The organism is Bacillus sp. BS98 (assembly GCF_008432245.1).
Taxonomy (GTDB): domain Bacteria; phylum Bacillota; class Bacilli; order Bacillales; family Bacillaceae_G; genus Bacillus_A; species Bacillus_A toyonensis.
On record NZ_CP043831.1, the window covers coordinates 252,399 to 264,714 of the forward strand.

Annotated in this window: 15 protein-coding genes and 2 pseudogenes; 11 read left to right on the top strand and 6 right to left on the bottom strand. The window is 32.7% G+C overall.

Translation table 11 applies throughout. The features are described from left to right. Positions 1-234: 234 nt before the first annotated feature. Positions 235-531, top strand: a complete 297-nt coding sequence (locus F0362_RS28380; RefSeq protein WP_000900156.1) for an ArsR/SmtB family transcription factor — start codon at positions 235-237, stop codon at positions 529-531. Between the two features lie 98 nt (positions 532-629). Here the strand turns inward: F0362_RS28380 and F0362_RS28385 are convergent, their stop codons facing one another. Next, the gene (locus tag F0362_RS28385) at positions 630-731 is read right to left on the bottom strand and encodes a YjcZ family sporulation protein (RefSeq protein ID WP_079995239.1); all 102 of its coding nucleotides are present in this window, start codon (positions 729-731) and stop codon (positions 630-632) included. Positions 732-967: 236 nt separating this feature from the next. Continuing rightward, positions 968-1,396, bottom strand: coding sequence for a stress protein (locus F0362_RS28390; protein WP_149890156.1), 429 nt, complete (start codon positions 1,394-1,396; stop codon positions 968-970). A gap of 1,454 nt (positions 1,397-2,850) precedes the next feature. Between F0362_RS28390 and F0362_RS28400 the strand changes: the two genes are divergently transcribed. From F0362_RS28400 to F0362_RS28425, 5 genes and pseudogenes are all read left to right on the top strand, one after another. After that, positions 2,851-3,033: a hypothetical protein gene (locus tag F0362_RS28400; protein ID WP_149890157.1), complete on the top strand. Its 183-nt coding sequence runs from the start codon at positions 2,851-2,853 to the stop codon at positions 3,031-3,033. 75 nt (positions 3,034-3,108) lie between these two features. After that, positions 3,109-3,429, top strand: a pseudogene (locus F0362_RS31500) (ArpU family transcriptional regulator); the annotation flags it as partial. Between the two features lie 102 nt (positions 3,430-3,531). Then, positions 3,532-3,888 (top strand): PH domain-containing protein, encoded by a 357-nt coding sequence (locus F0362_RS28410; RefSeq protein WP_149890159.1) that lies wholly within the window; start codon positions 3,532-3,534, stop codon positions 3,886-3,888. A gap of 967 nt (positions 3,889-4,855) precedes the next feature. After that, positions 4,856-5,191 carry a hypothetical protein gene (locus F0362_RS28415; RefSeq protein ID WP_253265961.1) on the top strand — a complete coding sequence of 112 codons (336 nt, stop codon included), beginning with the start codon at positions 4,856-4,858 and terminating at the stop codon, positions 5,189-5,191. Between the two features lie 371 nt (positions 5,192-5,562). Next, positions 5,563-5,961 carry a CHRD domain-containing protein gene (locus F0362_RS28425; RefSeq protein WP_098138789.1) on the top strand — a complete coding sequence of 133 codons (399 nt, stop codon included), beginning with the start codon at positions 5,563-5,565 and terminating at the stop codon, positions 5,959-5,961. Between the two features lie 410 nt (positions 5,962-6,371). Here F0362_RS28425 and F0362_RS28435 read toward each other — a convergent pair whose 3' ends face one another. Together F0362_RS28435 and F0362_RS31110 are read right to left on the bottom strand one after the other, a co-directional pair. Continuing rightward, complete coding sequence (locus tag F0362_RS28435; RefSeq protein ID WP_149890161.1) at positions 6,372-6,593, bottom strand: hypothetical protein; 222 nt, start codon at positions 6,591-6,593, stop codon at positions 6,372-6,374. A gap of 12 nt (positions 6,594-6,605) precedes the next feature. Further along, positions 6,606-6,809, bottom strand: coding sequence for a hypothetical protein (locus tag F0362_RS31110; protein ID WP_098138783.1), 204 nt, complete (start codon positions 6,807-6,809; stop codon positions 6,606-6,608). A 470-nt stretch (positions 6,810-7,279) separates the two neighbouring features. Between F0362_RS31110 and F0362_RS28445 the strand changes: the two genes are divergently transcribed. After that, a complete protein-coding gene (locus tag F0362_RS28445; protein WP_149890162.1) occupies positions 7,280-7,984 on the top strand; it encodes a CPBP family intramembrane glutamic endopeptidase in 705 nt (234 codons plus the stop codon). 125 nt (positions 7,985-8,109) lie between these two features. Then, on the top strand, positions 8,110-8,649 hold the full coding sequence (locus tag F0362_RS28450) for a hypothetical protein (RefSeq protein ID WP_149890163.1): 540 nt from the start codon (positions 8,110-8,112) through the stop codon (positions 8,647-8,649). A 206-nt stretch (positions 8,650-8,855) separates the two neighbouring features. Here F0362_RS28450 and F0362_RS31115 read toward each other — a convergent pair. Continuing rightward, positions 8,856-8,998: pseudogene (locus F0362_RS31115) on the bottom strand (DNA repair protein); the annotation flags it as partial. A gap of 81 nt (positions 8,999-9,079) precedes the next feature. Further along, positions 9,080-9,310 carry a helix-turn-helix domain-containing protein gene (locus tag F0362_RS28455; RefSeq protein ID WP_000498615.1) on the bottom strand — a complete coding sequence of 77 codons (231 nt, stop codon included), beginning with the start codon at positions 9,308-9,310 and terminating at the stop codon, positions 9,080-9,082. 291 nt (positions 9,311-9,601) lie between these two features. Here F0362_RS28455 and F0362_RS28460 point away from each other — a divergent pair, with 291 nt between their 5' ends. The 3 genes from F0362_RS28460 to F0362_RS28470 are packed head-to-tail and all read left to right on the top strand — an operon-like array spanning position 9,602 to position 11,697. Continuing rightward, positions 9,602-9,922 carry a hypothetical protein gene (locus tag F0362_RS28460; protein WP_149890164.1) on the top strand — a complete coding sequence of 107 codons (321 nt, stop codon included), beginning with the start codon at positions 9,602-9,604 and terminating at the stop codon, positions 9,920-9,922. A gap of 10 nt (positions 9,923-9,932) precedes the next feature. After that, complete coding sequence (locus F0362_RS28465) at positions 9,933-11,099, top strand: FtsK/SpoIIIE domain-containing protein (RefSeq protein WP_149890165.1); 1,167 nt, start codon at positions 9,933-9,935, stop codon at positions 11,097-11,099. A 40-nt stretch (positions 11,100-11,139) separates the two neighbouring features. Then, positions 11,140-11,697: a replication-relaxation family protein gene (locus tag F0362_RS28470; protein WP_033658465.1), complete on the top strand. Its 558-nt coding sequence runs from the start codon at positions 11,140-11,142 to the stop codon at positions 11,695-11,697. The last annotated feature ends 619 nt before the right edge of the window (positions 11,698-12,316 follow it).

The window sequence follows — 12,316 nt, forward strand, 5'->3', positions numbered from 1 at the left end:
TTTTATATCTAAATTAAATAACTTTATTATCACTTTATATTCCTGTCCTATGGCCTATTTTTCCCCGTATCTCATATTCATAAAGAAAAGACACCCTAAGGCGCCTTCCACGACTTGAACCATCAAAAACCTGAAATTTTTACATTTTTATAGAAATTATTAGGAGAATACTTCCTGTTTTTATGTTAAACTATTTGAGCTAGTATTTGTATTAATATTAGGGGGATGAATAGTATGTTGGGCGATTTCAATATGAATTCCAGTAATTATGAAAGTGGTGCTGAAATCTTAGAATTATTAGGCAGTTTAAGTCGTTTATTAATTGTGCGTGAATTGACTGTAAGTGGGACTTTGACAGTTTCCCAGTTGAACGCTGCGACGCATATTTCGGAACCTATGATTTTACAACATTTACGTAAACTAACTAAAGGTAATATGGTAATTATCGAGCGCAAGGGTACAAAGCTTTATTGTAGAGTAGAAGATAAGAAGATCATTGATATTATTGATTTATTAGGATTATCATATTAGGTTCTATTCTATGTCTTTTTTGAATTCAAGCACTTTATAAATAAAACAATAACCAAAAGAAAAGACACCCATATAAGAGTGCCTTTTCCGATAGTTTTTTAGCAGAAGCAAGAAGCTCCAACAATGATTAATAAAATAAATAAAACAACTAGTAAGGCAAATCCTCCGCCACAACTACCGCAACTACCACCAAAGCCCATTTTAATCTCTCCTTTGAGTAGGAGGGGAAAATTAAGGTCACTCATGTATTTTAATGGATTCACTTTACCTTATGTTTTTAAGGATTAATTGAGCAGGTCCGTTTGAAAATAAAGAAAAGACACCCTAAGGTGCCTTCCTCCGACTTGAACCACTTTAATTTTAATAATATGTATTGAACTCCCATCCAAAGATAATTCTAACATGTTTTTATTTAAATGAAAGCGGGTTCTTTAACTTACTTAATTACTTTGTCCATAACTTCTTTATATTTGTTAAATTGGGCATCTTCCATATCACCATTCATTTGTATAAGGAAGTTACCTTTTGCGTAAGTATGAGAGAATAGCATCTGATTACCATTACCTAAATCGTCATAGTATTTCTTAGCTTTTTCAAGATCTTCTTTGTTTTTAAACTCAAATATTCTACCACCACTATCTTCACCTAATGCTGGAACAAGAATGCGCTTTGCTTCTTTTCTAGTATTTCCAAATTCTTTTTCTGGTAGGTCACTAGGATTGTCAGCTTCTAATCCTGCAGCTTTAAATTCTTCAATTACCTTACCAACCGTGACATTACTTGTCATTGATTTAACGCTGTCACAAGCGGATAAACCAAATAATAATAGAGCTCCAATAAGTAATACTATTAATCTTTTAAACATAGTTGTTCATTCCTCCTAATGTAAATAAATCCGTAAATATAATAACAAATTATTCATCTTTATATTGTCATATATTGTCGAATAGAAATAAAAAAGGAGTGCCGTAGCCCCCCCTTTTTTTAAAATTACTATATCTGTAATGATCCGACTAAGTTTATTACTCTGTTTTATCAAGATCATCCGATAATTTCTTTAAAATATCACGTGCTTTCTTCTTCTCTTCATCTGTTAACTTTGCAGTCTTACTCTTTGCTTCAAGTGATTTAAGGATATTACGTAAGGAAATCAAACAAAATAGTTATAAAAAAAGACCCCTTACGGAAAGATAAGAGGTCATCAAAAAATGTTGTATTTGAAACACGTGATGTTTCATAAAGACATTATAAAAATAATTTATATATTAAATTTGGTAAATATGAAAGTTTGTGAAAATAATAAAAGTGTATAAAATCCGTATTTAAATAAAGAAGCCCTAGAGTTAGGGCTCTAGGGCTTCTTGTTTTGGTATATCTCACACGGTTTTATAAAAAGTATAGAACGTACTGAAGATAACATATGAATGTTTCATAAATGTATCGAAAAAGTGAACAAAATTACTATTGCAGAAGTAGCAGAAATGAAGTTTCTAATAGTTAAGTACGTAAAAGGTGTTATTTATAGTGGATAAAATGCGCATGGGGCACCTAATCATTATTTTACTAGAGAAAAAGAATATGTTATGAACTTGGTTGAATGAAAAAATAAAAATTTTACTTTAAGCGAAGTTAATGAAATATATTTTTGGGGTTATATCAATGATTGTTATGTAGATGGACACTTTAACTTTATAAAAATCCTAGAAGAAAAACACAACTATGAGGAATAGTAAGCTATAAAAGTGAACAAAATCGTTTTTTAAATAAAAGAAACCCCGATTGTCTGCGGGGCTTCTAAGGGTAATTGTCAAGTAATGACGTACTCGACTAAATAACCATATCATGAATTTTTTGGTAAAAATACTGGTAAATGTGTCCAAATGGGTAAGGTCATCATTTTGAACAAAAACGCTATTATAATAAAAAAAGAGCTTGCAAGGAAACAAGCTCTAACGTAATTGAGATGTCTATATATTACCATTCATTTCATTATAATTCCATCCGTTGTGGTTGAGAAATAAAGTATAAGCAATTTAATAAAAATTTTTATTTTGTAGAAATAAAAACCCTAGTTTCCTAGGGTAATGGTATAACAGCCAAATATATTTTATTCTTTTATATCGTAACTTAATATTACGTTAAAAACATCAGGGAAATGTAACCAATTGCAGAAAATAAAAGAGCAGCCATCAAAAGCTAACTGCTCAGTCTTGAAGGAAGTCTCAATCAGTACGGTTACACATAAGAGATTTCCGGCTGTTAAACAGCCTATCTATATTATTGACGGAATATTGAGTTTTATCCAGGGGGTAGAGAGAATTGGAGGGAAAAAGAGAGCCTAAAATGGTACCTATGGCATCTTACGGGTGGAATACAGAGAAACAATGTGTAGAGTTGCAGCTGTTAATCAATGAAGAGATATATGTAATGCCAGTGCATGAGAAAGATGTAAAAGGCATGGGACAATTTTTCTGGTTAATGAAAAATAACTTAATAAAATAATCCTTTTAATAGAAAATGAGGAATAACAAAGGGACAAGGGAACAGAGGAATGGCTTTTGAGAAGCTTATCAATCGAAAATTCTAAAGGAATACCGCGCTTTAAAAGCACGATTTGAGAATGAAGTGGAGCTACAGCAAGAGGTAATTAGTCTGTTTTCTGAGATAAGGAATACAAGGCATGTTAGCAATATCAAATTCAAACAAATTAATCAGGCCTTACAATACGTTTTAGATTATGATGAGGCGGAGATTATCAAGATGAAGTATTTGAATGGAGAGAAATTAAAGGATAGTTTTATGTATACAGAACTCTCAATGAAGAAAGATCATTTCTACTATAAGAAGAAAAATGCAATTCGAATGATTGCTACTTCATTGGGGATGATTTTAATATAAGGGGGTATGTTGGAATGCTTCCGCTTTAGCGCTAAAATTTAATATATAATAGAATATATTAAATTATTGATAATTTAATACTAAAAATATGGAGGATTACTAGTGAAGGCGAACTTGGAAACAGTAAAAGAATATTTACAGAGCAATGAAGAAGTAATTTCTACACTTTATTGTGCGATAAATCTTGGTTATATTAGTAGATCTGGAATTTTAGCTGCTACAAATAAAAAGTTATTGTTTTGTGCTGACTATATGTTTGGAAAAGGCCTTAAATGGGAATATGCATACACTGAGGTGAATAACTTCAGTCATACAAATGATATAGTTTTAGAGATGTCTAGTATCCCTTTTATCAATAAAATAACAATGGATTCCGGTGATGCTTTTATTGTATTTGATAATTTTTCTACCCCATCAAAAGTGAATTCATTTTATGAGCTAGTTCAATCAAAGATATAATCGTTAAGGAAATGTTATCTTTTTGTTTTACTTAATAGCAAGATTCTTTATAAGAAAGATGCATCTCATGAAAATTGGGGTGCTTTTTTTATGGAATAAAAAAAATCGACAAAAAACCGATAAAATAAGGGGAATTATGCAAATGAAATCGGCAGTAAAGTATAGGTACAAGCTCTTTGACAACAACATATCGAAGAGGATTAGTACACCTATTAGTGAAACGTTCTGATGCGAGAATGTCACGGTAACGTATACCGCATAGTAGGGCGGGCAAGGCGGTAAGAACCCGCATTAAGACGAAGAGACCAATGAATGTATAACAATGACATATTCCAGTGTGGCGGGTGTGAGATGACTCGCATTCGTCATGCTGTTTCTATAGTATTTAGTGTTCAGCCCAGAATGCGTCCTCTGGGTTGATAATAAATATAAGTCTATTTCTTTCTAGTATGTCGGTTCTTGAAGATGGAATGGGGGTGGTTGCTCATGATTGGGTGACGCTTGCATTCTAAAAATCTAAAACAGTATATGTGATCTCGTACATTAGTAATTACTCACGATTCTTATTAATGACCAAAACGAGGGCAAAGAGTTCCACTCTTTGTTTGAGCCAATACAGCGGAAACATTCCCCTTCAGTCCCTCTAGTGTATTGGTTTAAACAAGGCGTCGGAAGAAAGATATACGTCTTGGATATAATCACGTTGTGTAAACACAATTGGTCAGTGAAGGCTATGCGACAGCCGAAGTATTGTCCGACTCTATGGAGTATAAACGAGAAGATTGAGGGTAATCAGCCTTGAACTAATAGTGAATTTTTCATTTATTTTTACATATACTATTTAGGCTTTCTATTCCAAATATTTAATTTGTTTATTCGAATTAAAGGATATTTATGGCTCTTATCGAATAAATTAATTTGGAGGGGATTAGGAGATGGATAAATATATTTTTGATGAATTATTAAAGTGGGAAAAAATTTAATAGAGAAGTATAAAGCGATTGTAAAAGTGGAAAAAGAAAGAGAACTTGAATCCTTTACTCTGATGAAAAAAATTGAAATTCTAAAAAAAGTGAGTGAAAAGTTTGAAGGGGAAAGGAAAAAACTTTTTGTAAGAGCAGAAATCAATCCGCTTCAAGACAAAGAAAAACAATTAGACCAAGAAATTAAAAGTACAAAAGGGATTTATTATGAGAATAAGGAAGAAATCGAAATTACCCTTGAATACTTAAGAAAAGAACTTGATAATGATGATGAGAGGCAGCAAATTATTACGGATGATAAAGAGGTATTTTTAAAATGAAACTAGAAAAGCATCCACAACGGGTGCTTTTTTCTTTGTTATATAGAAATTACACATTAAACATAGATTTATCATTTTAGCCAATTCATCTCCCACCTACTCACTTCGCGTTCCTTGAGGAAGGGGTCTTCTTGGTTAAAATGATAAATTTATTCAAAGAACATCGAAAGAGTTTTCATATACCACGTGATCATAAGAGGTTGATTAAATACCAAGATATTATGTATTCAATATCTGGTAAAAAGTATACAGGAAATTCAAGATTAAATCATTTACTTTAAAGTAGCGAATCTGCTGCTTTTTTATTTTGTCACCAGTTAAGAAGGACATGAATATATTAGGAGTATATAAAAAGCATAGGAGTGATAAATATGTTCTTCGCAAAGTTACGTGGCCGAAATGAAGTTCCACCAGTAGAAACAGATGCTCGAGGACAAGCTTTCTTTAAATTGAGCCGGGACGAGCTTAGTTTAAAATTTAAGTTGGAGTTATTTGATATAGAGAATGTAGTAGTTGCCCATCTGCATCTAGGAGCAAAAGGAACAAACGGTCCTGTTGTAGCTTTTTTATTTGGACCTATAACAAATCCAGTTTCAATAGAATGTGCAACTTTTACAGGAATAATCACTCAAGAGGATTTGGTTGGGCCGTTGGCTGGTCAAACATTAGATGCTCTTGTAAATGAAATCATCGCTGGAAACATTTATATTAATGTTCATACAGTACAACATCCTAATGGCGAAATTCGTGGTCAACTGTATCATTGTTAATTAAAAGTAGCGAATCCGCTACTTTTTTATTTTATAAAGAAGTAATGATAATGACTGTTTATTTATGGTAATATGAATGAAAAAAGATGGTGGATGAATTACACTAGGATTAATTTTAATTGTATTAGGAATTTTAATTATCGGTATAACTACGTCCTATATAGCAAGGAAAAATGAAGGGATAAGTTGGATAGAAGTCCTGGTATTTCCTATAGGTTTAATTCTAACTATGATATTCGGACACTTTGAGTTACCAGAGTTTTTAATATTAGTAGGGTTAGTATGTATTGTATTAGGTAGCCTTATGACAATGGGAATCAGTATTTTATAGAAAAATTATGCGCAGAGAGCATCAAAATAGGATGCTTTTTTATTTTGCATAGAAAAAAGGAATCCCGATAGATCCCTTTTTAAGCTGTCTTATAATTTTTATTTTGAATCCTATTTTTAGTATCCATAAATGCGGCGAATGTAGCTATAGCACCACCTAAATCATAGACTTGGAATTTATGGTCAAAAGCTAATCCTGTAATGAAATTGTAGCCGTATACAAAACATGTAATACCGAATAACCATAACATGAACTTTAAATCTTTTAAGCTTAATCTATAATTCTTAATTTTTTTCCACACATGTATCAACTCCTATTGTCCTGATGTTCTGTAGTTTTTCTTGATGATATCTCGCATATCTAAGACAAAGAATAGAAGGAAAATCAAGGCTATGATACCGTTAACCCAGTAGTATGTATGTCCTGTTGTGAATCCAGTATAGAAAGAAAGGGAACTCCAAACTAAAAGGATGATTGAACAGATAGTAGAGATCAATAATGAACTAAAACTTCTCATGATTTTCACCTCAATTCAAATATTTAGAACTTTTTATATAATTATACATTTAAATAAAAAGATTTACAATGAGAATTACCATATGGAGGAGTTAGACAAACTACTTCCTATTTATGTAGAAGGTGGTGGGTATGGATAGTCAACGAAGCCCAGATCGTGATTAAGCGTTTTAAATATACAAAGTAAGTAAAGGTGAGAAGATATTAATTGATATTGTTGTAGATTTGAAATACAGTCGCGATGTTTATAATAAAGATGCGATGTTTTGAACAAAGTCGCGATGCTTTACCCCTTCAGGTAATCATATCTAAAGGGGTATTTTTATTGCCGGAGTAAAATTAAGTTGTTTGGATGCATATCCTTCTGTAATCCATCGATTTATTTAATTTGCCCTGAAAATGAAGGTTGTAAGTGACGTTACGTCACCTATTATAGTTAGGTTATATCATATAAAGAAAGAGGAGTGATGAATGAAGAAATTAGACATGAATTGGGAGGACCAAGACCCTTGGGGATTAAAAGAATTTCTATTAATGATGATACTCGAATTTGTATTTGTTATAGGATGCATAAAATTCTTAGTAAAGCCTATTTATTCTCAGTGGTGTGATAATGAATTATATTCAGGAACTTTAATAGGATTAACAATAGCGATTGTTTTAGTTTCAGGTGTGTATTTCATGATCCTTCGTCCAAAGAAACTTTCTTGGAGTGAAGTAGGAATCAGGTCATTCTCTATAAAGGATTGGAAATTTATTGTCTTACTAACTATTATATTAATGGCTGGTGATGTAATAGTGATGGTGCTTACTAGCTTTATTGGAAATTCTTATGAGAACAGCAAAACTGAGGCGATACAGCAAAGCGTAAATTTCTTTACTGTTCTTATTGCTTTTATTTCTGCGGCGGTCATTTCACCAATATATGAAGAAATATTTTATCGTGGTTTTTTATATCGATGGCTACGTACACGTTTTGGTATGATGTGGGCTATTTTTCTAAGCTCATTAATCTTTACAATTATCCACATTCCAACTTATAATGCGATGCCTGTAAACTTCTTAAGTGGTATAGTCTTTGCATGGGCGTATGAACGAACCAATTCAATTTGGCCGCCAGTTATCATTCATGGTCTAACTAATGGAATTATGGTTCTGCTAACAATTATGGGATAATAGAAGTTTGTTGTAAGTAGGTGAAGTATCCAATGCCACTTAATACATACTTTTAAATCGTTCTTTTATCACTTTAGATAGTGAACTATATTCAAAATTAACTATTGGGGAGCAGGGGTGCTGGGGTGAATGTAATTGCGTGGTTAATCGTTGTATGTGAAATAGGGTTTTGGGTTGTTATCACTTTAGGTTTATTCACACGATATATCCTTAAAAGAAGTAAATTAGGATTGCTTTTCCTAGCCTTGACACCTGTCATTGATTTAATTTTATTGGTTGCTACGGGTGTAGACTTGTATCGTGGTGCGACTGCTACCAAAGTGCATGCAATTGCTGCTGTGTATATTGGAATCTCTATCGCATACGGTAGAAGTATGATTGAATGGGCTGATTTACGCTTTCAATATTATGTGATGAAACAAGGATCGAAACCAGTTAAAAGATTTGGCATCGATTATGCGAAACACTACTTTAAAAGTTGGGGACAACATGTGCTTGCCTTTCTAATAGGTGCTGGAATTTTATTGGTCCTAATCTATTTAATTAACGATTTTTCCCGAACAGAAGTGTTGGCTGGGTTTCTAAAATTATGGACACTTGTGTTAGGTATTGATTTTCTGATTGCCATAAGCAATTTTATTTGGCCAAAAAGGGCAAAAGGGTAACAATATAAAAATACCGCAAACGGGCGCGATTGTTTAAGAGCATCGGTAGTAAATGATCAAACTTTATTATAAAAATTGCATAGTATTTTACAAAGGCTTAACCCGTTTTGATCAATCTTTTTTTCAAAACGGGTTCTTATCGTTTAACTTAAAATACGGGTTTGGGGGATATTTCTGATCAAACTTTATTCCAAACCAACAATTGTAGCAAAAACAATGGAGTCACTTCTACTCGCATCTCCTATTACAGCTAATTTAGTATGTAGAGGTCTAAGCACATCTTGATGCAGGACACGATTGCATCAAGGCTAAGAAGATCTAAACATAATACAATTCGACTTGGAAAAATTGACTAATCATACACCGGTATACCCCCTAAAAAAGACGTGTATTCTCGGTGTATGCGAATGTGAATTCTGTTATAAGGCTTTTACATATCCCAAAAGTCGGTGGATTTAACATTGGGTTTTATTTGTCTGATAACTTTTAAAATCTTTTTCATTACAGTTGGACTAGGTATGTATTCTTTATCATTGCAGGCTTTTGAAACTGTAGGACGGCTTAATTTTGCTGTCTTTTCTAAATCAGTTTGGGTGAAGCCATTCCGATCTAAAAAATCACCTAATTTCGTTCGGTTTTTACCTCCGAATTTCCAAAACACTTAAATCCCTCCTGAACCTATTTTCAACATTGTGGACATAAATGTAAAAAACTATTCGCATAGACGAAAAAAGTTTTTTACATAATGTACAAGCTGTCTACAATATGATGTATCAAAGTAGCTAACACGGTATTTATAAATGTAGAAGATTACGAGGTTACCAAAGTAAGGTGTGAATGATTGCCAAAGTATTTATCAAGATTTCTACCAAAGTAAAACTACCATAGTATTAAGTAGATGAGGCTATGTAATATCTATCTTCTAAATTCTGTTTATAAAGGGGGAATATAAATGCGTGGTAGGAAGAAAACAATTTCTTTTCGTGAGTTTATGGATCAGTCGTATGAAGATAAAGAAAAGAAAATACGTAAATACAATTCTTTAAGTCCTTTCGCATTCCTTCATATGTCCGATCAGGTACTCCATACTTACATTGCATTAGGAGTAATGGGAACGGTTTTAATTGGGGCGGTCATGTTAGAAAAATATTTGGTACGACATGACTATATATCCGCAGCCAAATTTGTAAGCGAAGGAATTTATTACGGCATGCGAATTGGTGGAGTTTGTTTGGTTGGATATGTATTTATTCGCATCGTAATCATGTTTTAGGGGGGAGTATATGAAACTGATTAAGAAGTGGCTTCTTACACAAAGGTTAAGGAATCAACTTATAGAGGTATTTGGAAAAGCAGGTCTATATACGGAACATCAAACACGCGGGGGGAAAGTACCTATTTATCCAAAGGTACATACTGTTTCTTCTTCAGCAGAAAGTGTGAGATATGTGTTTACCATACCAAACGGATTAGATCCACAAAAGATTGAAAAGAAGTGGTTTTGTTTCCAGCAAATATTAGGACGAAATATTACGATTGAAGGTGATGTAAAAAAATTTGTCCTACATGTATTTCGTTCAAATGCTGGACTAAAATCGTACAATTATTGTTATAAAGAATGGAAGCCACTATTAAAAGAGTACCGTTTACCTGTTGTTGTCGGTAGGGACCAATTCGGAAAGATGATTGCGTACGATATGATTGACTCCAATTCACCGCACTTATTAATTGCAGGGGAAACGGGAAGCGGGAAAAGTAGTATGGTACGTGTTATATTATCCACACTTATTCAATATATGTCTCCTGAAAAGTTGCATTTATATCTTGGTGACTTAAAAAACTCTGAATTTCATTTTTTGCGTAGAGTGAAGCATGTAAAAGAAGTTTGTATGGAAGAAATCGAAATGAAAATAATGCTTCAAAAGTTATGGAAGGAAATCAGAGAACGAAGAACACTTATGGAAGAATATGAAGTGGATCATATTGATGCGTACAACAAAATAAATCCTAATTATCAAAAACCATATATTCTACTTGCTATCGATGAGGTAGCTATGCTTAAAGATGAAAAAGAGTGTATGGCTACAATTGAAAAGATTTCAGCAGTCGGGCGATCGCTTGGAGTCTTTCTTATGCTTAGTATGCAGCGGCCAGATGCCAAGGTGTTAGATGGTAAGTTAAAACTTAATATGACTGTAAGAATTGGCTTTAAATGTGATAGTGTGATTAATAGTAATATCATGGGTACTCCTGGTTCAGAGTATTTAGAGCAATCTGGCCAAATGATTTTTAAACGAAATGGATTAAAGAAAGTGCAAGCACCTTACTTGTCACTATGTAAAGCGAAACAAATTGTTGAGCCATATCGTATTGCTAAAGAGGAGATAATGTCTAAAAAACCTCTGCAAAAAGAAATGCCTTTATTTGGAGTGTTAGATGATGAAGAGTAGAGATATAGGGATTTTGAATGACTTGAAACGATTTAGGTGTATGTCTCGTGACGATATTATTTATTTACATTTTCAAGGATTAAAGAATGCAATAACTTGTTGTAATACAGTTATGAAACGATTAAGAAGAGATGGGCATGTTGATGCTAACGTATTACAGCACCCATACATTTATTTTCCACAACCCAGTTCTATCAAAAAAACGAGTCAAAAAATTCCTCATTTCCTTGGTATTGTGGACGTATACAAACAACTCGTTCATTATGAAAACCCTAAGCTATTCGAAGTTGAACCAAAGTATGGGAAAGAATATATGGAACCGGATGCTTTTACAATATGGCGTAGATCGCCATTCTTTATTGAAGTTCAAAAGTCAGTGTACAGTAAAAAGATAATGCAAGATAAGATAAATAGATATGAGTTATACTTCCATAGCCAAGAATGGCATAATGAATCTTGGCAACCGAAAACTTCTAAATTCTTTCCTTCAATCCTTATCATTACTGACAAACATTACGACGTTCAATCTTCTTATTTTCGTGTATTCCAGGCGAATTCTATAGAGAGTTTTATGAATAATTTAACGGTAAAATCATAAAGAAAGCCTGCATAGTGTAGAACTGTTTCTTTTCAATAATGTATTAAGTCATGTGTGATGATGATTGTTAGACGGCAATAAATGCGGAAGAGTAAATTTGAAGCAAGTTATGAAATAGTAAAAAAATGAAAAAAGTAAACCTTTAAATAATTTTCAATGGTTAAGCCAATATCTCATTGTATAGCGCTAAGGGTGATAATATCTCAAGTATGAAATAATTAGTTATTTGTGACGGCCGATTCTCTTACGTGGAGGGTTAGCCGTTTTTTATTATATTTTATCTTTTAGTTTTCTATATAAAGTATATTAAAAAGATAGGATAAATTTTCTTCTGGAATGATACCTCCAAAATTAATAACTTGTACGATAATATCTCAATTATCACTAAACCCATTCATATCAACAAGTTCTCCCACATATCCGTGTGTACCAATACCTTACTAATGTACGCATAAAAAATGCCCTTTATCTTATCTTTATCTTATCTTTACCTTATCTTTAAATTTTTATATTAAACTTTAACCTTAAGGTATTGATGTTTGAGTCTAAAAAGGGGCGAGAGATAGATGTTCATTACATATTTTGTGAATAACCAATTATCTTTCAAAAATAGAATTTC